Annotated in this window: 23 protein-coding genes; 15 read left to right on the forward strand and 8 right to left on the reverse strand. The window is 71.0% G+C overall.

Annotation, left to right across the window (positions count from 1 at the left end; translation table 11 throughout):
* The first annotated feature begins 13 nt into the window (after positions 1-13).
* From hemQ to hemL, 6 genes are read left to right on the forward strand one after another with little or no spacing between them, the layout of a single operon-like run.
* The gene (hemQ, locus tag DEI84_RS01990) at positions 14-769 is read left to right on the forward strand and encodes a hydrogen peroxide-dependent heme synthase (protein ID WP_110825714.1); all 756 of its coding nucleotides are present in this window, start codon (positions 14-16) and stop codon (positions 767-769) included.
* A complete protein-coding gene (locus tag DEI84_RS01995) occupies positions 766-2,001 on the forward strand; it encodes a ferrochelatase (protein ID WP_181420304.1) in 1,236 nt (411 codons plus the stop codon). The genes hemQ and DEI84_RS01995 overlap by 4 nt, the downstream gene beginning before the upstream one ends.
* Positions 1,998-3,092, forward strand: coding sequence for a hydroxymethylbilane synthase (gene hemC / locus DEI84_RS02000; protein ID WP_110889463.1), 1,095 nt, complete (start codon positions 1,998-2,000; stop codon positions 3,090-3,092). The genes DEI84_RS01995 and hemC overlap by 4 nt, the downstream gene beginning before the upstream one ends.
* Before the next feature lie 52 nt (positions 3,093-3,144).
* The gene (locus tag DEI84_RS02005) at positions 3,145-4,044 is read left to right on the forward strand and encodes a uroporphyrinogen-III synthase (RefSeq protein WP_110889464.1); all 900 of its coding nucleotides are present in this window, start codon (positions 3,145-3,147) and stop codon (positions 4,042-4,044) included.
* Complete coding sequence (gene hemB, locus DEI84_RS02010; protein WP_110889465.1) at positions 4,041-5,096, forward strand: porphobilinogen synthase; 1,056 nt, start codon at positions 4,041-4,043, stop codon at positions 5,094-5,096. Before DEI84_RS02005 ends, hemB begins: the two co-directional genes overlap by 4 nt.
* The gene (hemL, locus tag DEI84_RS02015) at positions 5,093-6,424 is read left to right on the forward strand and encodes a glutamate-1-semialdehyde 2,1-aminomutase (protein WP_110889466.1); all 1,332 of its coding nucleotides are present in this window, start codon (positions 5,093-5,095) and stop codon (positions 6,422-6,424) included. Before hemB ends, hemL begins: the two co-directional genes overlap by 4 nt.
* A 255-nt stretch (positions 6,425-6,679) precedes the next feature.
* Here hemL and DEI84_RS02020 read toward each other — a convergent pair whose 3' ends face one another.
* The 4 genes from DEI84_RS02020 to DEI84_RS02035 all read right to left on the reverse strand — a co-directional run bounded on the left by DEI84_RS02020 (position 6,680) and on the right by DEI84_RS02035 (position 10,587).
* Positions 6,680-7,465 (reverse strand): ABC transporter ATP-binding protein, encoded by a 786-nt coding sequence (locus DEI84_RS02020; protein WP_110889467.1) that lies wholly within the window; start codon positions 7,463-7,465, stop codon positions 6,680-6,682.
* An 84-nt stretch (positions 7,466-7,549) separates the two neighbouring features.
* Positions 7,550-8,227 (reverse strand): GntR family transcriptional regulator, encoded by a 678-nt coding sequence (locus tag DEI84_RS02025; protein ID WP_110825709.1) that lies wholly within the window; start codon positions 8,225-8,227, stop codon positions 7,550-7,552.
* Between the two features lie 161 nt (positions 8,228-8,388).
* Positions 8,389-9,366 (reverse strand): MDR family oxidoreductase, encoded by a 978-nt coding sequence (locus tag DEI84_RS02030; protein ID WP_110889468.1) that lies wholly within the window; start codon positions 9,364-9,366, stop codon positions 8,389-8,391.
* A 192-nt stretch (positions 9,367-9,558) separates the two neighbouring features.
* On the reverse strand, positions 9,559-10,587 hold the full coding sequence (locus DEI84_RS02035) for a 6-phosphofructokinase (protein ID WP_110889469.1): 1,029 nt from the start codon (positions 10,585-10,587) through the stop codon (positions 9,559-9,561).
* 152 nt (positions 10,588-10,739) lie between these two features.
* Here DEI84_RS02035 and DEI84_RS02040 point away from each other — a divergent pair, with 152 nt between their 5' ends.
* Positions 10,740-11,723 (forward strand): DNA-3-methyladenine glycosylase, encoded by a 984-nt coding sequence (locus DEI84_RS02040; protein WP_258367486.1) that lies wholly within the window; start codon positions 10,740-10,742, stop codon positions 11,721-11,723.
* A 48-nt stretch (positions 11,724-11,771) separates the two neighbouring features.
* On the opposite strand, the gene DEI84_RS02045 is transcribed toward DEI84_RS02040, so the two are convergent.
* Complete coding sequence (locus tag DEI84_RS02045) at positions 11,772-12,635, reverse strand: NAD-dependent epimerase/dehydratase family protein (protein ID WP_110889470.1); 864 nt, start codon at positions 12,633-12,635, stop codon at positions 11,772-11,774.
* A gap of 357 nt (positions 12,636-12,992) precedes the next feature.
* On the opposite strand from DEI84_RS02045, the gene DEI84_RS02050 reads away from it, so the two are divergent.
* The 4 genes from DEI84_RS02050 to dapA are packed head-to-tail and all read left to right on the forward strand — an operon-like array spanning position 12,993 to position 16,990.
* On the forward strand, positions 12,993-14,240 hold the full coding sequence (locus DEI84_RS02050; protein WP_110889471.1) for an exo-alpha-sialidase: 1,248 nt from the start codon (positions 12,993-12,995) through the stop codon (positions 14,238-14,240).
* On the forward strand, positions 14,237-15,676 hold the full coding sequence (locus DEI84_RS02055) for an SLC13 family permease (protein ID WP_110889472.1): 1,440 nt from the start codon (positions 14,237-14,239) through the stop codon (positions 15,674-15,676). The genes DEI84_RS02050 and DEI84_RS02055 overlap by 4 nt, the downstream gene beginning before the upstream one ends.
* 13 nt (positions 15,677-15,689) lie before the next feature.
* Entirely contained in the window at positions 15,690-16,046 is a 357-nt protein-coding gene (locus DEI84_RS02060) for a 2-dehydro-3-deoxyphosphogluconate aldolase (protein WP_110889473.1), read from the forward strand.
* 47 nt (positions 16,047-16,093) lie between these two features.
* On the forward strand, positions 16,094-16,990 hold the full coding sequence (dapA, locus tag DEI84_RS02065; RefSeq protein WP_110889474.1) for a 4-hydroxy-tetrahydrodipicolinate synthase: 897 nt from the start codon (positions 16,094-16,096) through the stop codon (positions 16,988-16,990).
* Between the two features lie 91 nt (positions 16,991-17,081).
* On the opposite strand, the gene DEI84_RS02070 is transcribed toward dapA, so the two are convergent.
* Positions 17,082-18,053 carry an aldo/keto reductase gene (locus DEI84_RS02070; protein WP_258371660.1) on the reverse strand — a complete coding sequence of 324 codons (972 nt, stop codon included), beginning with the start codon at positions 18,051-18,053 and terminating at the stop codon, positions 17,082-17,084.
* 157 nt (positions 18,054-18,210) lie between these two features.
* On the opposite strand from DEI84_RS02070, the gene DEI84_RS02075 reads away from it, so the two are divergent.
* From DEI84_RS02075 to DEI84_RS02085, 3 genes are read left to right on the forward strand one after another with little or no spacing between them, the layout of a single operon-like run.
* On the forward strand, positions 18,211-19,506 hold the full coding sequence (locus tag DEI84_RS02075; RefSeq protein WP_181420305.1) for a four-carbon acid sugar kinase family protein: 1,296 nt from the start codon (positions 18,211-18,213) through the stop codon (positions 19,504-19,506).
* Between the two features lie 2 nt (positions 19,507-19,508).
* The gene (gene pdxA / locus DEI84_RS02080; protein ID WP_110889475.1) at positions 19,509-20,531 is read left to right on the forward strand and encodes a 4-hydroxythreonine-4-phosphate dehydrogenase PdxA; all 1,023 of its coding nucleotides are present in this window, start codon (positions 19,509-19,511) and stop codon (positions 20,529-20,531) included.
* Between the two features lie 34 nt (positions 20,532-20,565).
* Complete coding sequence (locus DEI84_RS02085) at positions 20,566-21,330, forward strand: DeoR/GlpR family DNA-binding transcription regulator (protein ID WP_110889476.1); 765 nt, start codon at positions 20,566-20,568, stop codon at positions 21,328-21,330.
* 293 nt (positions 21,331-21,623) lie between these two features.
* On the opposite strand, the gene DEI84_RS02090 is transcribed toward DEI84_RS02085, so the two are convergent.
* Entirely contained in the window at positions 21,624-22,961 is a 1,338-nt protein-coding gene (locus DEI84_RS02090) for a NosD domain-containing protein (protein ID WP_110889477.1), read from the reverse strand.
* 76 nt (positions 22,962-23,037) lie between these two features.
* Positions 23,038-24,267, reverse strand: coding sequence for a glycoside hydrolase family 32 protein (locus DEI84_RS02095; RefSeq protein ID WP_110889478.1), 1,230 nt, complete (start codon positions 24,265-24,267; stop codon positions 23,038-23,040).
* Between the two features lie 150 nt (positions 24,268-24,417).
* On the opposite strand from DEI84_RS02095, the gene DEI84_RS02100 reads away from it, so the two are divergent.
* Positions 24,418-25,719: a sugar ABC transporter substrate-binding protein gene (locus tag DEI84_RS02100; protein WP_258371662.1), complete on the forward strand. Its 1,302-nt coding sequence runs from the start codon at positions 24,418-24,420 to the stop codon at positions 25,717-25,719.
* Positions 25,720-25,751 lie beyond the last annotated feature (32 nt).

A 25,751-nucleotide genomic window follows, 5' to 3' on the forward strand; every position in this document is an offset into this window, starting at 1 on the left:
GGACGACCGATCCATGAGCACTGACGTGCCCACCCCAGCAACTCCCGCAGCACCAGCGGCCAGCACAGCGCACGAGACGGACCCGGCTTCCGGGATCGACCCGAACCTGCTCACGGCCTACGCCCTCTGGGCGGTCTTCCGCCGCCCGGTCGGCGCCGTCCGACCCGGCGGTGCGGATGCGGTCGCGGAACTCGACGCGGTCGTCTCCGCGGCTGCCGAGCGCGGCGTCACCATCCGCGGCTTCTACGACGTCTCCGGCTTCCGGGCCGACGCGGACGTCATGATCTGGCTGCACGGCGACGACGCACAGGCGATCCAGGCGGTCCTCCGCGAGATCCGCCGCACGGCCCTCTTCGCCGAGGCCGAGCCCGTCTGGCACGCCATGGCCATGCACCGGGAAGCCGAGTTCAACAAGCGGCACACCCCGGCCTTCCTGCGCGGCAAGGACCCGGAGCCGTGGATCACGGTGTACCCCTTCGTGCGCTCGTACGAGTGGTACCTGCTGCCCGAGGAAGAGCGTTCGAAGATGCTGCGCGACCACGGCATCGCCGGCGCGAAGTACCGCCGCGTCCTGACGAACACCATCGCGTCCTTCGCCCTCGGTGACTACGAGTGGATCCTGCCGCTCGAGAGCCCGGACCTGGTCGACCTCGTCGACCTCATGCGCGACCTCCGCTACACCGAGGCCCGCATGCACGTCCGCGAGGAAGTGCCCTTCTACACGGGTCGTCGCGTGACGACCGCCGAACTCCCGGAGGTGCTGTCATGACCGACACCAGCATGATCACGAACGGCCAGCCCGTCCTCGCCGCCACCGCTGCGGCCGCGTCCGGCCCGGAGCATGTCGAGGTGCCGACCGCGTACGACGCGATCCTGCTCGCCGGCTTCGGTGGGCCCGAGGGTCAGGACGACGTCATCCCGTTCCTCCGCAACGTCACGCGCGGTCGCGGCATCCCGGACGAGCGCCTGGAGGAGGTGGCGCACCACTACCGCCACTTCGGCGGCGTCAGCCCGATCAACGCCCAGAACCGTGCGCTCAAGGCCGCGCTCGAGGCCGAGCTCGCCTCGCGGGGCATCGACATGCCCGTCCTCTGGGGCAACCGCAACTGGGAGCCCTACCTCGAGGAGGCGTTCACCGAGGCGGCCGACAAGGGCTACAACAAGCTCATCGCGATCGCCACGAGCGCGTACTCGTCGTTCTCGAGCTGCCGCCAGTACCGCGAGGACTACGCCCGCGTGCTCGACGAGACCGGTCTGATCGACACGATCCAGATCGACAAGGTCCGGCAGTTCTTCGACCACCCCGGCTTCGTCCGGCCGTTCATCGACGGGGTCCGCGACGGACTGGCCCGCGCGATCGCCGAGAACGACGGCCTCGACGTCGCGACGGAGCTCCAGGTGCTGTTCTCCACGCACTCGATCCCGTCGACCGACGCCGCCCGCTCCGGCCCCGACTACCGGGGCTTCGACGAGCACGGTGCGTACGAGGCGCAGCACCTCGCCGTCGGCCAGGTCGTCCTCGACCAGGCATGGACCGAACTCCTCGAGCAGCCCGAGCACGCGCACCTGCAGGGCACGTCGAAGCCCGCCTGGAAGCTCGTCTACCAGTCGCGCTCGGGTCCCCCGACGCAGCCGTGGCTCGAGCCCGACATCAACGACTACATGAACGAGGAGCTCAAGGGCGGCCCCACCCGCGCCGTGCTCATCGTCCCGCTCGGCTTCGTGAGCGACCACATGGAGGTCATGTGGGACCTCGACGAAGAAGCCACCGAGACCGCCGGCGAGCTCGGCTTCTGGTCGCTCCGCACGCAGACCCCCGGCGTCGACCCGGCCTACGTGGCCGGTCTCGTCGACCTCGTGCTCGAGCGGGTCAACGGCACGCCGACCGCCGAGCGTCCGCACATGACCGACATCGGCCCCTGGTACGACGTGTGCCGTCCGGGGTGCTGCGAGAACGTGCGAGCGGGGTTCAAGCCCGCAGCCGCCGGCGTCGCTCCGTGACCGAGGCGACCGCGGACCACCCCAGCACCCCGGCGACCGACGGCCCGGCCCCGATCCGGCTCGGCACCCGTGCCAGCCGACTGGCGGTCGCCCAGTCGCAGGACGTCGCCGACCGCCTGGCGAAGGCCGCCGGCCGTCCGGTGGAACTCGTCACCGTGACGAGCGAGGGCGACACGAACCGGGCCTCCCTGGCGTCCCTCGGCGGTACCGGCGTCTTCGCGTCCGCGCTGCGCGAGGCGCTCGTGGCGGGCGAGGTGGACGTCCTCGTGCACTCGCTGAAGGACCTGCCGACCGCGCCGTACCCGGGCCTGACGATCGGTGCCGTGCCGAAGCGTGCCGACGCTCGTGACGTCCTCGTGGCGCGGAACGGCGCCACGGTCGAGACCCTGCCCGAGGGCGCGAAGGTCGGCACGGGGTCGCCCCGCCGTGTCGCGCAGCTCAAGGCGGACCGGCCGGACCTGGACGTCGTCGACATCCGCGGCAACATCGACACCCGGCTCGCCCGTGTGGAGGACGACCTCGACGCGGTCGTGCTCGCGGCCGCCGGGCTCGGACGCATCGGACGGCTCGATGCCGCGACCGAGCTGCTCGACCTCGGGTTCTGGCCGAGTGCGCCCGGCCAGGGTGCGCTCGCGGTCGAGATCCGCACGGACGAGGACGACCGCAACCTGCTCGCCGCGCTCCGGAAGATCGAGCACGCCCCGACCCGCCTGACGGTGACCGCCGAGCGCGAGGTGCTCGCCAAGCTCGAGGCCGGCTGCTCCGCCCCGATCGGCGCGACCGCGGTCGTCGACGCCGAGATGCTCCTCGTCTCGGCGACGGTCTACCGCCCCGACGGCTCCGAGTACCGCACCGCGTCGCACGCGGCCGTGCTCGACGGGTCGGCGCAGGACCGCCTCGACGAGGCCCTGTCCGTCGCCGACCGGGTCGCCGCCGAGCTGCTCGAGAACGGTGCCGCCGAGCTGGCCGACCTGTCGAACTCCGCCGGGTCGGACTCGGCCGAGCACGACGCCGGGCACACCGTCGGCCCCGGCCTCGACACCCCCGGTACCGAGGGGCCGTCCGACACGTCCGCCACCACGACCGAGTAGGGCGACGATCACCACGGACACCACGCGGGACGACAGGACCGGGCCCCGGCCCGTGGTCGTCGTCCCGCGCGGTGGCTCATGGGGTGAACGGGTCGCCGCGGCAGCTGCGGCGCGCGGGCTCGACCCGCGCATCGTCCCGCTCGTCACCGACGCGCCGCCGCTCGACGCCGGTCCCCTCGACCGGATGGTCGCCCGGCTCGCGGCCGGCCGCCCCGCCCCGGCTCCGGAGCGGGCCGGAGCGGCTCCCAGCGCCGGCCGCCCCGCGCCGGTTCCCGAATTCCGGAACCTCGAGGCGTCAGGTTCCGACATCGTGGAACCTCGACGACCCGCACGCGGCGAGTCGTCGCACCTCGACGGCGAGGGCGCCGGTCGAGCGGGCGACGACTGGCTCGTGGTGACCAGCGCGACCACCGTGCGGGTGCTCGCGGAACGCCTGCCGGGCCTCCCGGCCGGGGTCTGCGTCGCCGCCGTCGGCGAGTCGACCGCCCGCGCGGCCCGCGCCGTCGGGTGGACCGTCGACCTCGTGCCGGACGACCACTCGGCAGCCGGACTCGTGCGGGCGCTCCCGGCGGACGCCCGAGTCGTCCTCCACCCGCGCTCCGACCTGGCCGCACCCACCCTCGTCGACGGCCTGCGGGCCAGGGGCATCGACGTGTCAGAGGTGGTCGCGTACCGTACGGTCGGGACCGGTGACGCGCCGATCCCGGGCGACCCCGCGCCGGACGTCGTCCTCGTGACGAGCGGCAGCATCGCCCGCGAAGTCGCTCGTCGTCTCACCCCCCTCGACCCCCGCACCCGGATCGCCTGCATCGGCCCCGGCACCGCCGACGAGGCCCGCGCCGCCGGCCTGCCGGTGGACGTCGTCGCCGCCGAACGGTCCGCAGAAGCCCTCCTCGACGCCGTCGTCGAGGCCCTCGACCCATCCACCCCCGAACAGGAAGGCCACCCGTGACCGGCCGCTTCCCCCAGGTCCGCCCCCGACGTCTCCGCGCCACCCCCGCGATGCGTCGTCTCGTCGCCGAGACCCGGCTCCACCCCGCCGAGCTCGTGCTGCCGATGTTCATCCGCGAAGGCGCCACCGACGCGATCGACATCTCGAGCATGCCCGGGGTGCAGCAGCACTCCCTCGACTCGTTCCGCCGTGCACTGAACGAGGCCGCGTCGGTCGGCATCGGTGGCGTCAACCTGTTCGGCGTCCCGCAGCACAAGGACGCGGTCGGCTCCGGCGCGACCGACCCGGACGGCATCCTCAACGTCGCGATCCGCGTGGCGAAGGAAGAGGTCGGGGACGCCCTCGTGGTGCAGTCCGACCTGTGCCTCGACGAGTTCACCGACCACGGGCACTGCGGTGTCCTCGCGGCGGACGGCTCGGTCGACAACGACGCGACGCTGCTCCGCTACCGGGACATGGCGGTCGCCCAGGCCGAGGCCGGCGCCGAGCTCGTCTGCCTGAGCGGCATGATGGACGGCCAGATCGCCGCCGCCCGGGACGCGCTCGACGTCTCCGGGCACTCCGGCACCGCGCTGCTCGCCTACGCGGCCAAGTACGCCTCGGCGTTCTACGGACCGTTCCGGGAGGCCGTCGCGAGCACCCTGCAGGGTGACCGCCGCACGTACCAGCTCGACTCCGGCAACGGGCGCGAGGGCCTCCGCGAGGTCGAGCAGGACATCGAGGAGGGCGCCGACATCGTCATGGTGAAGCCCGCGATGAGCTACCTCGACGTCCTCGCCCGCACGGCCGACACCTCACCGGTGCCGGTCTGGGCGTACCAGATCTCCGGCGAGTACGCGATGATCACCGCCGCCGCCCAGAACGGGTGGATCGACCGGGACGCCGCCGCGATGGAGGCCCTCATCGGCATCAAGCGCGCCGGCGCCGACGCGGTCCTCACCTACTTCGCGGTCGACATGGCCCGCAAGCTCAACGAGGAGGCCGGCCTGCGCACCTCCGGCAGCTCGGCGGACGTCGCCGGCATCGCACCGACCGGGAAGGCACCCGAATGACCACCAATGACGACCTGTTCGGCCGCGCGAAGGACAGCATCCCCGGCGGCGTGAACTCGCCGGTGCGTGCCTACGGCTCGGTCGGCGGGACGCCCCGCTTCCTGGTGTCCGCGAAGGGCGCCACCGTCACCGACGCCGAGGGTCGCGAGTACGTCGACCTCGTCGCCTCGTGGGGCCCGGCGATCCTCGGCCACGCGCACCCCGGCACGGTCGAGGCCGTGCAGCAGGCGGCGGCCCGGGGTCTGTCGTTCGGTGCCTCCACGCCCGGGGAGACCGAACTCGCGGAGCTCGTGAAGCAGCGCGTGCACGTGGACGGCGACGGTCCGATCGAGAAGATCCGCATGGTGTCCACGGGCACCGAGGCGACCATGACGGCGATCCGCCTGGCCCGCGGCTACACCGGCCGGGACCTGCTCGTGAAGTTCGCCGGGCACTACCACGGCCACTCGGACTCGCTCCTGGCCGAGGCCGGTTCGGGCGTCGCCACGCTCGCACTGCCCGGCAGCGCGGGCATCACCGCCGAGACCGCCGCGCAGACGCTGGTGCTGCCGTACAACGACCTGGACGCCGTCCGTCGCGCCTTCGACGAGCACTCGGAGCGCATCGCGGCCGTGATCGTCGAGGGCGCCCCCGCGAACATGGGCGTCCTCGCCCCGGAGCGCGGGTTCAACCGGGCCCTGGCGCAGATCACGCAGTCGCACGGCGCGCTGCTCATCGTCGACGAGGTCCTGACCGGCTTCCGTGTCGGCCCGGCCGGCTGGTGGGGGCTCGAAGCGGACGGCACCGTGCCCGAGGGGACGGGGTGGAAGCCCGACCTCGTCACCTACGGCAAGGTCATCGGCGGCGGCATGCCCCTCGCCGCACTCGGCGGGCGCCGCGAGGTCATGGACTTCCTCGCCCCGCTCGGCCCCGTGTACCAGGCGGGCACGCTGTCCGGGAACCCGCTCGCGGTGGCCGCGGGCATCGCCACGCTCCGGGCCGCGACCGCCGACGTCTACGCGCACCTCGACCGGACGGCGGACGTCGTCTCCCGGGCCACGAGCGAGGCGCTCGCGGCCGAGGGCGTCGCACACACCGTCCAGCACGCCGGGAACCTGTTCTCGTTCGCGTTCCTGGACACCCCGCCGCGGGACTACGACGACGTCCGCGCGCAGGAGGCCTTCCGGTACGCGGCGTTCTTCCACAGCATGCTCGACTCCGGCGTGACCCTGCCGCCGAGCGTGTACGAGGCGTGGTTCCTCACCGCCGCGCACGACGAGCGCGCGGTGTCGCAGATCCTCGACGCGCTGCCGGCTGCCGCGAAGGCGGCCGCTGCCGCGACCGAGTAGCCAGCCGACGACGGACGGGAGGCGCGGTCCGGAGGGGCCGCGCCTCCCGTCGGCCCGTCCGCGAGGTGCGCGAGACGCCGCCGTCTGCCCGTGACGGAGGCGTCTGCCCGTGACGCCGCCGAGTGCGCGAGACGCCGCCCTGTTCGACGGCGTGCTGCGACGAAGGCGGCGTCCGTCACTGACGGGGGCGTCTCGTGGCCACGGGACGACCGCGGTCGCGCGACCGGTCCGCGCCAGCCGGGAGGCCCGCCCGCCTCAGTCCGCCCGTCGTGCGTGCCAGCGCCCACCGCTGCGCTCGACCGCCAGCGGGAAGTCGAACGCGGCCGACACCAGCGCCGAGGTGATGACCTCGTCCGCCGGCCCCTGCGCCACGACGCCCCCGTCGCGGAGGAGCATCGCGTGCGAGGTCGAGGCCGGCAGGTCCTCCAGGTGGTGGGTGACCATCACGCTGCCGAGCTCCGGCTGCCGGACGCGGAGGGCGTCGACGGTCTCGAGCAGGTGCTCCCGTGCGGCGACGTCGAGTCCGGTCGCGGGTTCGTCGAGCAGCAGCAGCCGCGGGTCGGACAGCAGCGCCCGTGCGATGAGCGCACGTCCCCGTTCGCCCTGCGACAGCACCGGCCAGCGGGCGTCGCGGCGCGCGGTGAGTCCGACGTCGGCGACGAGCTGCTCGGCACGGACGAGGTCGTCGGCCGTCGGCTCCCACCGCGTCATGAGGTCGGTCGTCCCGGTGCGCCCGGTCAGCACGGTCTCGAGGACGGTCAGCGGCGACAGCATCCGGTGCCGAGGGTCGACGTGCCCGATGTGCTCACGGAGTTCACGGACGTCCACGCGTCCGAGCTGTCGACCGAGCACCTCGACGTGGCCGGCGGTCGGGTGTCCGGTGGCGCCGAGCACCCCGAGCAGGGTCGACTTGCCGGCGCCGTTCGAGCCGAGCAGCGCCCAGTGCTCCCCGCTGCGGACGGTGAGGTCCACGTCGTGCAGCAGGTCGCGTCCGCTGCGGGTGACACGGAGGGCGGTGGCGCGGAGCAGGACGTCGGTCACGTCTCCATCCTTGCGCAGGACGTACGACGCAGGACGCAGGACGGCCCCGCCACATGTGGGTGGCGGGGCCGACCGGTCGCCGGATCAGGCCTCCGCGGCCTTCGCCGCCCGTGCCGTGGCGAGGTGCTCGGCCATGGCGCGACCGAGTCCGCGCACGAGTGCGCCGCCGGCCTCACCGTCGCGGCCCTTCGCGGCGGCACGGAAGCCGTCGAGCGCGTCCGCGACGTCCCAGAAGACGAACTCGGGCTCACCGATGCGGACGAACTTCGCGCGGTTCAGCAGCGACTCGCTCGTCTTCACGAGGAGCTCGTTGCCCGACTTGGCGACCATGAACGCGATCGCCTTGTCGATGTCGTCGTTCAGGGCGCGGTCCTCGGCCTCGGCGTGCGTGCGCATGTCGTCGAGGATCTTGCCGAACGCCTTGACGTCGGCGTCCTCGAAGCGGGGGAACGACCAGCGGGCGGCGAGCTCACCGATGCCGAACAGCACCTGGAAGGCGTCGTCGTACTGCTCGCGGGTGGGGGAGGCGACGCGCGTGTAGCGGTTCGCCTCCATCTCGACCAGGCCGTAGTCGACCAGCTTCGCGATCGCCTCGCGGATGGGGGTGCGACTCACACCGAGCCAGGCGACCAGCTCGTCGTCGTTGAGGCGTTCCCCGGCCTGCAGGGTGCCGTCCTGGATCGCGGCGAGCATCTTCTCGAGGACGACGTCGCGGAGGAGCTTCCGGGGCGAGTTCTCGACGGTCGACTTGGGTACCGGCATCCGGGTCTCCTCAGTGAAGGTGTTCGGTACTCAAATCCTAACGTGACATTGTGCAAACGCTTGCTAAGGAGCGGGCGCAGGAGCGGGGGCCGCCGCCGCCCGTGCCCGCCCGGGTGCTGACCGGTGCAGCCCCGTCGGCACCGCCGGCCGGGAGGCCCGGATCACCGCGTGACGTCGACCACCGTCCGCCCGTGCACCCGTCCGGCGACGACCTCCGCGCCGACCTCGATCGCCTCGGCGAGGCCGACCGTGCGGGTCACCGCCCGGAGCAGCGCCGGGTCGAGGTCCGTCGCGAGCCGTGCCCAGGCCCGCTGCCGCAGGTCGAGCGGCGCCGCGACCGAGTCGATGCCGAGCAGGGACACCCCGCGCAGGATGAACGGCAGCACCGTCGTCGGCAGGGAGGTGTCCTGCGCCAACCCGCACGCCGTGACCGAGCCGCCGTACTGCGTCGCCGCGAGGACGTTCGCGAGGGTCGCACCACCGACACTGTCGACCGCGCCGGCCCACACCGCGCGCTGCATCGGCTTCCCCGGCTCGGCGATCGTCGCGCGGTCGATGACGTCCGCCGCGCCGAGGGCCCGGAGCGCGTCGCCGTTCTCCGGCCGACCGGTCGACGCGGTCACCCGGTACCCGCGGGCCGCGAGCAGGGCGATCGCCACCGTGCCGACCCCGCCCGAGGCTCCGGTCACCAGGACCGGCCCGTCCTCGGGGGCGACTCCGCGCTCGAGCGCCAGGACGCTGAGCATCGCGGTGAACCCGGCCGTGCCGATCGCTGCCGCCAACTCGTCGTCGATGCCGTCCGGCAGGGAGACGAGCGCGTCCATCGGGACGACGCACTGCTCCGCCCAGCCGCCGTGCCGGGTCTCGCCCGCGCCCGCGCCGGTCAGGACCACGCGCTCGCCGACCGCCACGTCCTGCACGTTCGGTCCGACCGCGGCCACGGTGCCGACCACGTCGATGCCGGGCACGAGCGGGTCGGCCCGCACGACGCCGGGGTCGCCGGCGACGGCCAGGCCGTCCTTGTAGTTGACGCTCGACCGCGTGACGGTGACCAGGGCCTCCCGGTCGCCGGGGGCGGGCAGGTCGACGTCGGTGACGGTGGGGGCGGCGGAACGGGACACGAGGACGGCGCGGGTCATGCGCGCGACGCTACCCCGGGCCTCCCGGTCGGGCGCGGGCGCAGCCGATGCAGGTGGGCCACACGCTCCAGGTCGCACGACATGCCGCTCGTCTCCGGAGCGGACGGCATGTCGTGCGACCTCGGCGAACGGCCGGCGGCGTGTTGTGCGACCCCGGTGGCCGAGGACTGATCGAGGTCCCGGCGCCCGGCGTCAGCCGAACATGATGGCGGCTTCGTCGTACCGGTCCTGCGGCACGGTCTTCAGTTCGCCGAGCGCGTCCTCGAAGGAGACGTGCACGATCTCGGTGCCCTTCAAGGCGACCATCCGGCCCCAGCGCTCCTCGACGACGGCGTCGATCGCCGCCAGGCCGAGCCGGGTCGAGAGCACCCGGTCGTAGGCCGTCGGGGTGCCGCCGCGCTGGATGTGCCCCAGCGTCGTGGCGCGGGTCTCGATGCCCGTCATCTCCTCGATGAGCGGGGCGAGGCGCTCGCCGATGCCGCCCAGGCGCGGTCGGCCGAAGGCGTCGAGGCCGCGTTCGGTGTGGGCGGTGTCCTCGTGGTCGGGGACGAACCCCTCGGCGACCACGACGAGCGGTGCACGCCCGCGGTCGTAGGCGGCCTGGACCCACTCCGCGATCTGCGCGAGGGAGGTCTTCTGCTCGGGGATGAGGATCGCGTGCGCGCCCGCCGCCATGCCCGAGTGGAGGGCGATCCAGCCGACGTGCCGGCCCATGACCTCCGCGACCATGCAGCGCGAGTGGGACTCACCCGTGGTGCGGAGGCGGTCCATCGCCTCGGTCGCGATCGCCACCGCGGTGTCGAAGCCGAACGTGTAGTCCGTGGCGCCGAGGTCGTTGTCGACCGTCTTCGGGACGCCGACGATCTTGAGCCCGGCGTCGGTGAGGCGCTTCGCGGCGGCCAGCGTGCCCTCGCCGCCGATGGCGACGATGGCGTCGATGCCGTGCCGCTCGAGCGTCGCGGTGATGTTCTCGACGCCGCCCTTCGGGCCCTCGAACGGGTTCGTCCGGCTCGTGCCGAGGATCGTCCCGCCCTGCTTCGCGATGCCCTGGATGTCCTTGCGCCCGAGCGGCACGATGTCACCCTCGACCACGCCCCGCCAGCCGTCCCGGAAGCCGACGAACTCGTGGCCGTGGATCGCGATGCCCTTGAGCACGATGGCCCGGATGACCGCGTTGAGACCGGGGCAGTCGCCGCCGGAGGTGAGGATGCCGATGCGCATGGAGAGGACTTCCGATGTCGGGTTCGGTGGACCCCCTCATCATGGCCGACGCGACTCCGGTATCGCCATGCTGTGACCCGAGGTCGTGGACAACCGCCGTGGGAGCGTCGGCCGCGGTCGCCGGTGTCCGTGCCGACGCTTACGATCCCTGCATGGCTTCCGTCCGATCCGCTGCGGCGTCGACCGGCGACGACGAGCAGGATCGCGACCCGCTCGTCGACCTACGCCGTGTCGACACCGTCTACCGGCCGGGAGGCCCGGTGGACGTGATCGCGACGCTGCGGCCCCTGTCGCGCGGCTCCGGCGATCCGGCGCACCGGGTGGTCGGGTCCGACGTGTGGCTCGCGTTGCGCACCCCGGAGGGGCCGGCATCCGTCCTCGTCCGGGCCGTCGGCGACGCCGTCGCGATCAGCGCGTGGGGTGCCGGAGCCGCGTGGGCCGTGTCGCACGGACCGGACCTCGTCGGCCGCGGTGACGACTGGTCCGAACTCGACGTGTCCGCGCACGCGTTCCTGGAACAGGCGCGACACCGCCAGCCGGGGTTACGGCTCCTCCGGACGAACACGGTCGTCGCGATGCTCGTGCCCGCGATCATGGAGCAGAAGGTGACCTCGCGGCAGGCCTGGCGTGCGTGGCGGTACCTCGTCCGACGCTTCGGCACGCCCGCACCCGGCCCGGCTCCCGAGGGCATGGTCGTCCCGCCGGACGCCGACACCTGGGCGCGCATCCCGAGTTGGGAGTGGCACAAGGCCGGCATCGAGCCCGGGCGCTCGGCGACGGTGATGCGCGTCGTGAAGGTCGCGCCCGCACTCGAACGGACGCTGGCGCTCGGCCGCGGCGGGGAGCTCGTCGCGAGTCGGCTGCAGTCCATCCCCGGCGTCGGACCGTGGACCGCTGCCGAGACGGCGCAGCGGTCGCACGGGGACCCGGACTCGCCCAGCGTCGGGGACTACCACGTGCCCGCCCTCGTCGGATGGGCACTCACCGGAGGGCCGGTCGACGACGACGGGATGCTCGAACTGCTCGAACCGTGGCGGGGGCACCGCGAACGGGTCGTGCGGCTCATCTCGGGGTCGGGGTTCCGGAAGCCGGCGTTCGGGCCGCGGATGACGATCCAGGACCACCGGGGGCACTGAGACCGGACTGGCCGAACTCGACCCTCGGCCCTCGACCCTCGTCCGCGGTCAGCGGTGCCGTGCACCCTCGCCGGCGAGCACCGCGCGGTAGCCCTCGCGGAAGGTCGGGTAGCGGAACGTGAAGCCGGTCGACCGCAGGAGCGCGTTCGACAGCCGCTTGTCACCGCCGGCCTGCCGGTCGGACGCCGGGCCGGGCTGCGGTGCCGGAAGCTGCAGTTCGTCGGCGAGGAACCGGAGCACGTCGTCGAGCCGGACCGGCTCGTCGTCGGTGCCCAGGTAGGTCGGTGCTGGGTCGTCGAGTGCCGCGAGGTGCACGATCGCGGCCGCGGCGTCGTCGCGGTGGATGCGGTTCGTGTGGGGAGACGCCCCCGGGCTCGGCGCGAGTCGGGCCGCGCCGGATCGCACCTGGTCGATGAGCCGCTCGCGCCCGGGCCCGTAGATCCCCGAGAGTCGGAGGAGCACCGCACCCGGAGCTCGCTCGCGGAGGAGCGCTTCGGCCTGCACGAGGACCTGCGCCGTGGGCGTCCCGCCGGTCGCCGGGGTCTCCTCGGTGACTTCGCTGCCGTCGGACACGTCGTACACCGCGGTCGAGGACACGACGACGATCCGTGGGCGCGCTCCCGACCGGTCGATGCCGTCCAGCACGTTCCGGAGGCCGTCGACGTAGGTCGCCCGGTACTCGTCCGGGTCCCGGCTGCCCGCGGCCAGGGCGACGACGACGATCGCGGTGTCGGCGTCGATCTCGGGCACGTCCTGGCGCAGGTCGGTGCTCCGGCCCTCGATCGGTGCGGGCAGGAGTTCCGCGCGACGACGGAGCCCGACGACGCGGGACCCGAGGTCGGCGAAGCGGAGGGCGGCCTCGGTGCCGAGGTCGCCGCAGCCGGCGATGACGACGGTCTTGGGGTGCAGCATGTCTCGACCCTCGCACGGATGTGGTGCAGAAGACCACCGGCTTGACCTCCGGGTCGTCTCGGGCTCCGGCGGGTCCGGTCGTTGACACGACGACCCTCGACCGCCGGGTCGGACGTGCTTGTCTTCGGCCGCGCGTTCTGAGCGGCCTCATCCCCATCTCGCCGGATGAAGGAGCACTTGTGCATGTTGTGCGCAGAGATATTGCGCGCTTCGAGCAATCCTGGCAGACTGACCTCCTCGCAACCCGAGCCACGAGGACCCTTCCGGGGTCGAACGCCGCGGGTTGCAAGGGACGTTCACTGAAGAACTGCACCAGGTACTGGTGCCCACCGTCATCGTCGACTGGAGGACCCCCGCATGAGTGACTTCGATGGGCTCTTGCGAGCCCGGTCCGACGGGGGTGCCGAAGCGCTCCTGCCCACACCGACGGTGCAGTGCCACGCGGCGAACCTCGCCTTCCTGCCCGGGGGAGACCTCGCCTGTGTGTGGTTCGGTGGCACGCAGGAAGGCGTCTCCGACATCTCCGTCCACCTCTCGCGGCTCCCCGCCGGGACGGATCGCTGGCTCGACCCGGTGCAGCTGAGTTTCGACTCTGCGCGCTCCGAGCAGAACCCGATCCTCTTCACTGCGCCGGACGGCGCCGTCTGGTTGCTCTACACCGCACAGATCGCCGGCAACCAGGACACCTCCGAGGTGCGGCGGCGGACCTCCCTCGATGGCGGCGTGACCTGGAGTGAGCCGACGGCGCTCCTCGGCGACGACGCGCCCGTCGGCGTGTTCGTGCGGCAGACCCCCGTCGTGCTCGAGAGCGGTCGGATCCTGCTGCCGGTGTTCAACTGCCGGACCGTCCCCGGGGAGAAGTGGGTCGGCAACGACGACACCGCGTCGGTCTGGTACTCGGACGACACCGGGGAGACCTGGTCCGAGGTCGCCGTTCCCGAGTCGAGCGGGTGCGTGCACATGGACATCGTGCCGCGCGAGGACGGCGTGCTCTGGGCGTGCTTCCGCTCCCGCTGGGCGGACCACGTGTACGAGTCGTCGTCGACGGACGGCGGGATGACGTGGGAGCCGTGCCGGCCGATCGACCTCCCGAACAACAACTCGTCCATCCAGGCGCGCGCACTCGACGACGGCCGGATCGCGATGGTGATGAACCACGCGAGCAAGGACGACGCGACGAGCCGCCGGGTCTCCCTGTACGACGAGATCGACGACGACGGCCTGGCGGCCGATGCGGCCGACGGTGTTCCGCCGGTCGCGGAACCGTCACTCGACGCCGACGGACCGAGCGCGTTCTGGGGCGCCCCGCGTGCGCCGATGACGCTCGTGGTCTCGAGCCCCGACGGGCGGTCCTGGCCGACCGCCTACGACATCGAGAACGGCGACGGGTACTGCCTCTCGAACAACAGCCGCGAGAGCCTCAACCGCGAGCTGTCCTACCCCTCGGTGCTCCCCGACCCGGCCGGGGGACTGCACATCGCCTACACCTGGCACCGCAAGTCGATCAAGCACGTGTACCTGCCTGCCGACGTCCTCGCGGCGATCGTGTCGACGCGATCCACCTCCGCCGGTCCGGCCCTCTCTGCGAAGGAGCAGCGAGCATGACCCTCCCCATGGTCTTCGCACTCGCGATCACCGTCCTCATGATCGTGCTGATCATGATCGACCGCCTGCCGTTCGGCGTCCCGCCCCTGATCGCCTGCCTCCTCATGGTGGTGTTCAACGTCGTCCCGATCAACGTCGCCTTCAGCGGCTTCGCGAACGCGACGATCATCATGCTCGCCTCGTTCATGGCGGTGATCGCCGCGTTGCAGAAGACGGACCTCGTCTCGGGCTTCAAACGCATGATCACCCGACTCGGGACGAAGGGCGGCTTCCGGGCCTACGTGCTCATCGTCGTGTTCGTCATGCTCGGCTGCAGCATCTTCGGCACGGGGTCCACGGCCTACTACGTCCTCGTCATCGGCCTCCTGTCGACGCTCGCGTACAACAAGAAGCTGCCGCCGTCGAAGGTCCTCATGCCGGCCGGCTTCGCCGCGAACCACCCGATGCTCCCCTTCAACGTGGCGCTGCAGTACGGCATCGTCGTCGCGGTGCTCGAGGCGGCCGGCGTGCGGGAGAACATCGACCTGGTGCGGTTCTCGATCGTCAACCTCGTGCTCAGCCTCGGGTTCCTCGTCTGGTGCCTCATCGCGTACCGGATGCTGCCCGACCACCCCATCACCGACGACGAGACCGGCGCGACGACCCCGACCGGGGCGAAGGAGCCGGCCCTGGCCGGTGCTCGCACGACCGCCGCAGCCGGAACGGACGCCTCCGGGGTGCACGCCGACACGGCGACCGACCCCGCGGCACCGGGCCCGCACGCCGCCGAGGCGAACGCGACCGCGATCGCCGCGTCGAGCGCGACCGCGACCGTGGCCGCGCCGAGGCTCGACCGCCGGAAGCAGCTGGCGACGTACTTCTGCTTCGTCCTGGCCATCGCCGGGATGATCTCGTACAGCTCCATCGGTGACGCGGGCTACGCCATCACGGGACTCGCCGTCGCGGTCCTGCTCATCACGCGTGTCCTCGACTTCACCGAGATCCGCGACGCCATCAGCCAGCCGATCATCATCATGTCCGCCGGCGTCATCGGCATCGCGGAGGCGCTCGGTGCGACCGGGCTCACGAAGCTCGTCGGCAAGTCGGTCGCCGGGCTGCTCGGCGGCGACGTCAGTCCCTTCCTGCTGGTGTTCGCGTTCTGCGTCCTGACGAGCGTCCTCGCGACCCTCACGGGGTCGACGATCGGCACGGTGTACGTCTTCGCGCCACTGGCGATCGCGACCTGCGTCAGCCTGGGGCTCAACCCCGCGGCCGCTGCGGTCGCCATCGTCATCTCCGGCTGGAACGGCCACTTCTTGCCGATCGACGGGCTCCCCGCGATGGTGATGGGCGTCGGGAAGTACTCGCTCATCCAGTTCTGGAAGTTCACGATCCCGATGTACGTCATCCGCCTGCTGGCCCTGACCGCCGGCGCGCTCCTCCTCTTCCCGATGTGACGGAGAACCCGACATGGAGAACACCTTCGAGCTCGCGCACGTGGGCATCAACAACTCTGACGCAGCAGCCGCGCAGGAACTGTGTGACCTCTTCTGCCTCATGTTCAACCTCGATCCCCGCCAGGGGAAGAAGTCCGCGTTCGCCGGCACCTTCTTCGAGTGCGTACGTTCGCAGTACCTCGGGACGCACGGTCACATCGGGATGTCGACCGGTGACCTCGAGGCAGCGGTCGAGGAGCTCACCGCGAAGGGCTTCGGCTTCGACCAGGAAACGGCAGCCCACTTCGACGACGGGCGTCTGCAGAACATCTACCTCGCGGGTGAGTTCGGCGGCTTCGCCGTCCACGTGATGCAGCAGCCCCGCCCCTGACCTCCCACCGGCCGCCCAGGCCACCCCGCCCACAAGGAGCACCTGAAGTGACCACCACGATCCGCGGCAGCATCCACGCCCTCGTCACCCCGTTCCACGACGACGAGTCGCTCAACCTCGACCAGATGCGTGCGCACACCGACCGCGCCGTCCGAGCCGGTGCCGACGGCGTCTTCTGCCTCGGGACGAACGGCGAGTTCTTCCAGCAGACGGAGGACGAGCGCCTCGCCGTCCTCGAGGCGGTCGTCGACGCCACTGCGGGCCGCGTGCCGGTCTACGGCGGCGCCGGTGCCGTCGGGACGAGGGTGACCGTGCGGATCGCCAAGCGCATGCAGGCAGCGGGCGCCGACGTGCTGTCCGTCATCACGCCCTACTTCGCGGCTGCGTCGCAGGACGAGCTGTACCGGCACTTCGCCGTGGTCGCCGAGGCCGTCGACATCCCGGTGCTCATCTACAACATCCCCGCTCGCACCGGGAACACCATCAGCCCCGCGACCGTCGCCCGGCTGGCGGAGATCGACAACATCGCCGGCGTGAAGGACTCCTCGGGCAACTTCGACGCGATCCTGCAGCTCATCGAGCTCACCGATCCCGAGCACTTCGCGGTGCTCGCCGGGACCGACTCGCTGGTCCTGCCGACGCTGCAGGCCGGCGGCGCGGGCGGCATCACGGCCGTCGCGAACGTCTACCCCCGCACGATGGTCGAGATCCACCAGCGGTGGGCATCGGGTGATCTCGACGGCGCCCGCGCGGCGCAGGCGTCGATCCGCCCGCTGCGGAACCTGTTCGCGCTCGGCAACCCGAACACGATCGTCAAGGCGGCCACCAACGCAGCCGGCGAGGCCGTCGGCCCCTGCCGGGCACCGTTCAACCTGCTGAGCGATGCAGCCCTCGCGAAGATCGCGGACACGGTCCGCGCGGACCAGGCGGCGGGCTTGGGCTGAGCGGTCCTGGACGCGACCACGGCCGTGGCGCCGGTGCCAGCTGATGGGTCTCACGCCCAGGCCGTCGTGTGGTTGCGTCGCGACGGTCTCGTCAGCGGTTGTACGCCGGCATCGGACCACGCAGTGCAGCGGCGACGTCGTCGACGGCCCGCTGGACGTCCTCGGGCAGCGCACCCGCGGCCAGCGCGGCGAGGTTCGCCTCGATGTTCGCGACGCGCGACCCACCGATCAGGACCGCGTCGACGACGGGACGGCCGATCGTCCACCGCAGCGCGAGCTCGGCCATCGGCATCCCCGCGTCCTCGGCGACCGCGCGGAGCTGCTCCACGGCGCCGAAGACCTCGTCGTTCCAGTACCGGGTGCGGTACATGCCTGCGAGGGGCGAGGAGCCGAAACGCCCCTCCGCTGGCTGCTCGTCCGGGCGGTGCTTCCCGGTGAGGAGCCCGCCGCCGAGCGGGTTGTAGACGACCGTCCCGAGTCCGGTGGTCCGGGCGAACTCGGCGTACTCGTCGTCGATCCGCGTCGCGATGACGCTGTAGACCTGCTGGCCGAGGACGGGTGCGGCCAGCCCGAGGCCCGAGGCCGTGTGTCGCAGTTCCGCGATCTGCCAGGCCGCGTGGTTCGAGACGCCCCACGTGCGGACCGCGCCGGAGTCGACGAGCGTCCGGACGGCGGTGAGCGTCTCCTCGTGCGGGGTCGAACGGTCGGGCTGGTGCAGGTAGAGCACGTCGACGTGGTCCGTCCGGAGCCGACGCAGGCTCGCGTGCACGCATCGGTCGATCGCGGCGGCGGACAGGGGAGCGGCACCGTGGGCGTCCGGGTTCGCGATGCCGACCTTCGTCGCGAGCACGACGTCGTCGCGCCGACCGGCGAGCACCGAGCCGAGGATCTCCTCGCTGCGGCCGCCGGCGTACCCGTTCGCGGTGTCGATGCCGGTCCCGCCGGCCTCGAGGAACCGGTCGACCATCTCGGCCGCGGTCGGCTCGTCGACGCTGTCGCCGAAGGTCATGGTGCCGAGGACGGCGGGGGCGAGCCGACGGCCTCGGATGTCGATGTCGCGCAATGGGTTCCTTCCGTTCGGTCGCCGTCGGGCGACTCGTCGTCGAGCTGTGGGCAGACCACGAGCAGATCACGCTTGCGTGTTTCACGCAACTGACATAGCGTGTTTCGTGCATGAGGCCGCATGGCCGATCCGCCTACCGAGCCCGAGGAGGGGTCCGATGTCGAACCGCCTCGCCGCGATCGCTGACGACCTGTCCGGAGCCGCAGAGGTCGCGGCCGTCCTGGGCAGCGGTTCGGCGACCGTCGCCCTCACGCTCCCCGCCGCGCTCGAGCACGTCGCGCGCGCCTCGTCCGACGTCGTCCTGGACTGTGACACGCGAGCGCTCGACCCGTCCTCGCGACGAGCGGTGATCGCGCAGGCCACGCTCCGCATGCGTGCGGCCGGCGCACCGGTCCGGCTGGTGAAGACCGACTCGCTGCTGCGCGGCGGTGTCGGCGACGTCGTCGACGGCCTCTCCGACGCCGGCGCGCGCGTCGTGCTCGCCTCCGCGCTCCCGGCGCTCGGACGTACGGTCGTCGACGGTCGGCTCCTCGTCCACGGCAGGCCCGTGGCGGACGCGGGACTCCACGGCCTGGAGGCCCGGGTGGTCCCCGGTCCGCTGGCTGCGGTCGGACGTCGCGCCCGGTCCGTCCCACTCGCGGTCGTCCGTGCCGGCTCCGATGCCGTCCTCGACGCGGTCGTCCGAGCACATGCTGCCGACGCGGTCCCCGTGCTCGACGCCGACTCCGACGAGGACCTCGACCGGATCGCAGTGGCGCTCGACGGTGCGGACTGCACGGTCGTCGGTTCGGGCGGGATCGCTGCGGCCATCGGTCGGCTCCGTGGAGCGCGGGCCCCGTCCGCGACCGCACCCGGATCCGGAGATCCGACGGGGGCGCCGGGAGAGCGTCAGTCCGTGCTGCTCGTCGTCGGCACGGCCAGCACGGAGGCCACCGAGCAGCTCGAGGTCCTCGCGGCGAACGGCGTCCCGGTCACGCCCGTGCCCCGTGACGTCCTGCTCCGTGCCGTCGACCGCAGGGAGGTCGACGACATCGACCACCCTGCACTCCACGCTGTGCGGGTCGCCTTACGCAGCGGGAGCGCCGCGATCTGCGTCGAGGACCGACACGAACCGGTCCCGCACCTCGCCCGACGGCTCGCTGACGGCCTCGGCATCGTGGCTGCGGCCATCAGCGGGCGCGCCGCCCTGGTGCTGACCGGCGGAGAGACGGCCCGGTCCGTGCTCACCCGCCTCGAGATCACGGCCATCGTGCCGGAAGGTGTCGTCGAACCCGGATGCATCGTGTCCCGCGCGGACGACGGCCGCCGTGTGGTCACGCGACCCGGCAGCTTCGGGACCGTCACCAACCTGCTCGACGCCGCCACGTTCCTCCAGGCCGCTCGAGAAGACCCCTTCACGGCCGGCGGCCGTGTGCAAGCGGCCGCACGCCGCACGAACGAAAGGCAGCACTGAAGATGAACGCAACTCCGATCATTGCCGTCACGATGGGCGACGGGGCCGGTGTCGGCCCCGAGGTCGTCGTCGAGGCCGTCGTGTCACCGGACGTCCTGGCCGTGTGCCGGCCCGTCGTCATCGGGGACCTCGGTCGCCTCCGCCAGGCCGCAGCGATCCGGGGCGTCGAGGTCACGTTCAACGCTGTCGAGGACGTCGCGGACGCCACGTACCAGGACGGCGTCATCGACGTGGTGGACCTCGGACTCCTCCCGGAGGACCTGCCGTGGGGGCAGCTCTCGCCGGTCGCCGGCGATGCGGCCTTCCAGTACATCCGGGTCGCGTGCGAGGCGGCGATGGCCGGGAAGGTCCAAGCCATCTGCACGGCTCCACTGAACAAGGAAGCCCTGCACGCCGGTGGCCATGTCTTCCCGGGGCACACTGAACTCCTCGCCGAGCTCATGGGCGTCGAGGAGGTGTCGATGATGCTCTCGACAGCCAAGCTGAAGGTCGTCCACGTGACGACCCACCTCGGTCTCATCGACGCTGTCGCGCGGATCGAGCCCGGACTCGTCGAGCGGACCATCCGGCGGGGCAACGAGGCCCTGGTGCGCGCGGGCAACCCGCACCCGAAGATCGGCGTCGCGGCGATCAACCCGCACGCCGGCGAGAACGGCCTGTTCGGGTACGGCGAGGAAGCGGAGAAGATCGCTCCGGGCGTCGAGGCCGTACGCGCCGACGGGATCGACGCCGTCGGACCGCTGCCCGCCGACACCCTCTTCTTCCTCGCCGGTCGCGGGGACTACGACCTCGTCGTCGCGATGTACCACGACCAGGGTCACGGCCCCGTGAAGGTGCTCGGGATCGAGGCCGGCGTCAACATCACGGTGGGTCTGCCGGTCATCCGCACGTCGGTCGACCACGGGACAGCGTTCGACATCGCGGGCACCGGCAGGGCCGATGTCGCTAGCATGATCGAAGCGCTCCGCCAGGCGGCCGAACTCGCCCCGACAGCGGGGGAGCCGAGCCCGGCCCAGGGCGTCTGACACGTCCCAAGTCCCTGCCGTCCGGAGGTGCCCGGTGTCGATCTCGGCCAGAGCGCGGCGCGATGCCATCGTCACGCTCGCAACGACGGTCGGACTCGCGAGCGTCGACGAACTCTCCGAGCGGTTCGGGGTGACGGCGTCCACCATCCGGCGCGACCTCGCTGCCCTGCAGGAGCAGCGGAAGTTGACCCGGACGTTCGGGGGGGCGATGGCGGTGGCCGCGCACCCCGAGGCATCGTTGCGCCAGCGGCTCGGCGAGCACTTCGACGCAAAGCGCGACATCGCCCGCCGGGCCGCTGCGACCGTGGCACCCGGGGCGTCACTGTTCCTCGACAACGGCTCGACCGTCGCGGCGTTCGCTCATGCACTGCCGATCGACGCCGACCTCACCGTCACCACCACCAGCGTCGGGGTCATCACCGACATGGCCGACCGCGACGACGTCCGACTCGTCATGCTCGGGGGCGAGTACCGGTCGTTGAGCAACGGGTTCGTCGGTCCCCTGACGGAGGCTGCGCTCGAGTACCTGACCTTCGATGCCGCGTACCTCGGTGCAGATGCGGTGTCGCCGGAGCGCGGGATCTGCGAAGCGGACCTCGGTCAGATCCGGCTGAAGGAACTCATCGCTCGTCGTGCGGCAGCCGTGTACGTCCTCGCTGACTCGTCGAAGCTCGCGCAGTCGGAATTCCACGCATGGACCCGACTCGGGAACGGATGGACGCTGATCACCGACGACGGCATCGCACCGGACCTCATCGAGCGCTTCGGAGCAGCGGGCGTCACCGTGGGCACGGCCTGACCTCCGCCACACGGAGTCAACGACTGCGGGAGCTTGCAGGGTCGCGACGCGCGCCGATGATGGAAGTCATCTCGGACACGACGCCCGCGTTCCCCGACGACCAGCGCGACGAGCGGCGTCAGCGTGCAGTCGTGGACGCACAGGTCTGCCGTGGTCCGTCGAGAAGTGCCCGATCCTCACCGCGGAGCCCGAGGTAGGTGTCGCCGACGACGTGGAGCCACCGGGTGAGAGCGCACGCGAGACAGTCGACGTCGGCCTCCGGTACGCCACGACGACTGCTTCCCCGCCGTCGTTCACCGCCCGGCGAGATCGGGCGTCGGCCGGAGCACGTTGGCTGTTGCATCCATGTGGACCTCTGACTCCCGTCCAGAGTCGAGGACCACATTGTGCACTGCGGTGGGGTCGATCATCACTGCGAGCACCGCGAGTTGACTGATTCCGGTGGCCAGGAGCGCGTCTACCTGACCGGAGAACGCGGACGCATTCGAGCGCGAGTGAGCATCCTTGGCCACGACGTGATTCGTCGCGACGGAGTTGCCGGAGCCACGTACGAGCCGGATGATGACGGGCGCTTCGCCGGGGGGCGTCACGCGCTGCGAGTCGACGACTTCCGAGAAGTGGTTGCTGACGATGGTGTTGTCGCTGCCATCGACGCGGAGCAGGCCGTACTGGTCGTCGAGGCCGTTGTCGATGTCGAGGAACGGCGTCCACGGCTCATGGTCGCGGAGGAGGTGGTTCGCGGCGATGAGGTTCTCAGAGCTGTTCTCGGCGAGGACGACCATCCCCGGGTAGAACGAATGCAGCCGGTTGTTGGTGATGCTCGACCGAGTGACGCTGCTGAGGTGGACGCTGCTCGCCCCGCGGGGGAACACGTTGTTGGCCGTGATCAGGAGCCCGCCGTGGTGTTCGGCGTAGATGGAGTGGCCCTTGAAGCCGGCACCGATGAGGTTGTCGGTGACCTTCGATGCTTGTCCCCATCCGCGGAGCTCGATGCAGTTGCCGCACTCGGCGATGAAGTTGTCGTGGATGGAGAGGGCGTCGGCGTTGTGGATCGTGAGGCCGTGTTCGAGGTAGACCAGTCCCATCCCGTTGAAGCGGAAGGAGTCGTTGGCGCTGGCGACGTGGACCCCGGTCTTGCCGTTGACGTAGGTGTTCTCCGGGAGCAGGTCGGAGCCGTCTGCGATGAAGTGCATGCCGTCGATGCAGAAGTCCTCGAACTCGACGGAGCTGATCCGAGGACTGCCCTCGCGCTCCACGAGGAACGCGGCGCCGGCCCGCTCGTCCGCATCCTCCGGGAGCGGCATGTCGACGAGGACGCGGCTTCCGCCGGGCCAGAGCTCGTGCAGGTCTGGCCACTCTTCCTCGGGGACGTTGAACCGGATGCTGGAGGAGGTGAATCCGTGCCCGGCGCCGCGGATCTTCAAGAAGCTGATGTCGATGAGGACCTGTGTGCGGAGGCGGTAGTCCCCCGGCGGGAGGTAGACGACAGCGCCAGGGTTGCCGCCGTCGCCGTCGGTGCCACTCTGTCGGCTCTTGACGTCGGCGATGATGCTGTTGAGCACCTCGCCGATGTCCTCGGCCGGATCGCCGACCGGCCAGGTGGTCACGTCGTAGTCGTTGCTGCTCGGCATGGTTGTTGGATCCTTTCGTCTCGTCGTTGCTGTGGCCACTGCGCGCAGCGGAACAGCAGGATCAGTTCGAGGGCCGCTACCGCGTGACAGCGACCGGGGCACGCAAGGGTGCGGCGAACAGTCCGGCTCTGGTGCTGAGCTCGAGGACCGGTCCGTCGAGGAGGATCTCCACGACCTCATCACCTGCCGGCACCGTTCCACCTGCACCGGTCGCTGCCGCGATGTGCAGGTTGTCCCCGGTGCGGTTGATGGTGAGGATCGGTTCCTCATCTCTGGTGACGACCAGCTGTCCGAGATCGGGGTCCCAGTTGATGATGTCAGCGCGGCCATCGCTCGTGAGGTCGATCCGATCGAACGCGGTGTGCGTGTTGACGCCATCGCCGCTGACGACGTCAGGGTGCGGCCGCGCGACGAGCTCATCGCCGTCCAGCGTGAGCACGTGGGGCACGCTCATGGCACCGGTCCAGGTGTCCCCGGCGTGATCGCGGATCTCGCGGAGCCAGAAGACCAGCCCGGGCCGACCGTCGGAGTCGCGGTAGAAAGAAGGTGCGTAGTAGCTGTTCCCCCACGTCAGCCGACCCCATCGCTCGACCTCGAAGACGCCGTCCCGCCACTCCCCGAGTCCGTAGGCGACGTAGTGGAGCTCGTCGTCGTTCCAGACGGAGGTGATCAGCACGTCGACACCATCGATGGTGAAGACCTGTGGGCACTCCCAGAGCTTGCCGGTCCAGACCGGTTCGGTCAGCGAGGTGTTCCGCTGCGCGGCGACGCCGTCGTACTGCCAACTCTGGAGATCCGGCGAAGAGTACGACAGTGCAGCGGCGGTGGTGCCGTCGATGTTCGCTCCGACGAGCATCCGCCATCGGTCACGATCACGGAAGACGAACGGGTCGCGGTAGACCTGCACATCGATGTCCTCGGGGGGAACGGCGACGACGTCCCCCTTGGTCCACGTTGTCCAGTCCGAAGCGGTGGGCGTAGCGGTACGGATATGGCCGATGCTGAAGTCCGGCGTCTGGATCGACGTGTAGAAGATCGTCGCACGATCGCCGTCGATGGCGAGGGAGCCTGACCAGATCCCGTCGTCGCCCTCGCCGGGCACCAACGCCACCGGCTGTTCCGTCCACGTCCGCAGGTCGGTGGACGTCGCGTGCCCCCAGTGGCAGGACGGGGCCCAGCTGGTCTGTTCCGGCACGTACTGGAAGAAGACGTGGTACCTGCCGTCGTGCCAGGTCAACGACAGGGGGTCGTTGATCCAGCCGGATCGAGCGGTCAGGTGGATGCTGGGGCGATCGTCGTCGATCATGCGCAAGGGGTCCCCTCGGAGCGATGGGCCGTTCGCTTGACGGCCTCTGCGTAGATGTATATCTTGGGCCAAGTCGTTTTGGCAAAACGCTTTGTCATTGACACCGTACCCGATCGCAGCGCTGCTGCTGCAGACGAAGGAGACGAAGTGATGATGCTTCGTAGGAAGTCCGGCACGCGTGCCGGCAACAGAGGTCGCATCCTCGCCGGTACTGCCGTGGCCGTGGCATCGGCGCTGGTCCTCAGCGCGTGCGGTGCTGGTGGCGGCGACGGTGGCGGGTCGGCGAAGAGCTTGACCGTCCTCGTCGAAGCCGGGGGGCACGGCGAGCTCCAGCCGATCGCTGATCGCTACAAGAAGGAGACCGGGACGAAGGTCCAGTTCGTCGAGCTGCCCTACGACGGCCTCTACAACCGCGTCAACAGCGAGCTCAACTCCGGGTCGGTGTCCTTCGACGTCGCCGCGCTCGATGCGATCTGGCTGCCCACCTTCAAGGAAGGGCTGACGCCGCTGAACTCGCTCTTCACCGAGGACGTGGAGAAGGACCTCTTCCCGGCGGAGTTGCAGGAGGGCAAGATCGGCGGCGACTACGTCGGTATGCCCGCGTGGACCAACACGGAGATCCTCTACTACCGCAAGGACCTCCTCGACGACCCGGCGAACAAGACTGCGTTCAAGGAGAAGTACGGCTACGACCTCACGCCCCCGACGACATGGGAGCAGTACCAGGACGAGGCCGAGTTCTTCACGAAGGACGGCATGTACGGCACTGCCACGAAGGGCGCTGTCGAGACCGAATACCTCGCTGCCCTCTCGCAGGCCGGCGAGAAGGACATGGTCGTCGACGACAAGGGGAACGTCACCCTCGGTGACGCTGCCAGCTTGAAGGCGTTGGACTTCTACACGAGCATGCTGAAGTCGTCGGCACCCGGTGCGGCGCAGACCGACTGGGCGGCAGCGCAGAACCTCTTCTACCAGGGCAAGACCGCGCTCATGCTGTTCTGGGGCCACGCCTACCGGCAGATCCCCGAGGACTCGAAGGTCTCCGGCAAGGTCGGCGTCGCCCCGATGATCGCTGGCCCCGCCGGTGTTGCTGGCGTCCCCGGCCCCTACTACCTCAGCGTCCCGAAGGCATCGCCGAACCAGGACGCAGCCGAGGAGTTCATCAAGTTCGCGTACGAGCACAACGACCTGAGCGCGACCACGGACCTCGGGCTCGCCGCGCGGGTGTCCGCGTTCGAGAAGTACCAGGACAAGCCCGGCTACGAAGCGTTCAAGCCGATGGTCGAGACCCTGCAGGCGGAGGGCACCATCCCGCGTCCGTCGAACCCCAAGTGGCAGCAGATCGTCGACAACGCGCTCGTGCCGATGCTGCAGCAAGCCGTCCGACCGGGTGCGGACAACCAGCAGCTCCTCGACCAGGCCAAGACCAAGGTCGAAGACATCCTCAAGTAGAGCGTGGTGGCCCTACGGGGCCACCACCTCCC

The organism is Curtobacterium sp. MCBD17_023, assembly GCF_003224415.1.
Taxonomy (GTDB): Bacteria; Actinomycetota; Actinomycetes; order Actinomycetales; family Microbacteriaceae; genus Curtobacterium.

Coding starts and splice junctions, on each gene's coding strand:
- DEI84_RS02060 (WP_110889473.1), top strand. CDS start 15,690: ATGGAGAACACCTTCGAGCTCGCGCACGTGGGCATCAACAACTCTGAC.
- DEI84_RS02025 (WP_110825709.1), bottom strand. CDS start 8,227: ATGCCGGTACCCAAGTCGACCGTCGAGAACTCGCCCCGGAAGCTCCTC.
- DEI84_RS02050 (WP_110889471.1), top strand. CDS start 12,993: ATGAGTGACTTCGATGGGCTCTTGCGAGCCCGGTCCGACGGGGGTGCC.
- DEI84_RS02075 (WP_181420305.1), top strand. CDS start 18,211: ATGTCGAACCGCCTCGCCGCGATCGCTGACGACCTGTCCGGAGCCGCA.
- DEI84_RS02040 (WP_258367486.1), top strand. CDS start 10,740: ATGGCTTCCGTCCGATCCGCTGCGGCGTCGACCGGCGACGACGAGCAG.
- hemQ (WP_110825714.1), top strand. CDS start 14: ATGAGCACTGACGTGCCCACCCCAGCAACTCCCGCAGCACCAGCGGCC.
- DEI84_RS02095 (WP_110889478.1), bottom strand. CDS start 24,267: ATGATCGACGACGATCGCCCCAGCATCCACCTGACCGCTCGATCCGGC.
- DEI84_RS02055 (WP_110889472.1), top strand. CDS start 14,237: ATGACCCTCCCCATGGTCTTCGCACTCGCGATCACCGTCCTCATGATC.
- DEI84_RS02090 (WP_110889477.1), bottom strand. CDS start 22,961: ATGCCGAGCAGCAACGACTACGACGTGACCACCTGGCCGGTCGGCGAT.
- hemL (WP_110889466.1), top strand. CDS start 5,093: ATGACCACCAATGACGACCTGTTCGGCCGCGCGAAGGACAGCATCCCC.
- DEI84_RS02045 (WP_110889470.1), bottom strand. CDS start 12,635: ATGCTGCACCCCAAGACCGTCGTCATCGCCGGCTGCGGCGACCTCGGC.
- DEI84_RS02030 (WP_110889468.1), bottom strand. CDS start 9,366: ATGACCCGCGCCGTCCTCGTGTCCCGTTCCGCCGCCCCCACCGTCACC.
- pdxA (WP_110889475.1), top strand. CDS start 19,509: ATGAACGCAACTCCGATCATTGCCGTCACGATGGGCGACGGGGCCGGT.
- DEI84_RS02100 (WP_258371662.1), top strand. CDS start 24,418: ATGATGCTTCGTAGGAAGTCCGGCACGCGTGCCGGCAACAGAGGTCGC.
- DEI84_RS02035 (WP_110889469.1), bottom strand. CDS start 10,587: ATGCGCATCGGCATCCTCACCTCCGGCGGCGACTGCCCCGGTCTCAAC.
- DEI84_RS01995 (WP_181420304.1), top strand. CDS start 766: ATGACCGACACCAGCATGATCACGAACGGCCAGCCCGTCCTCGCCGCC.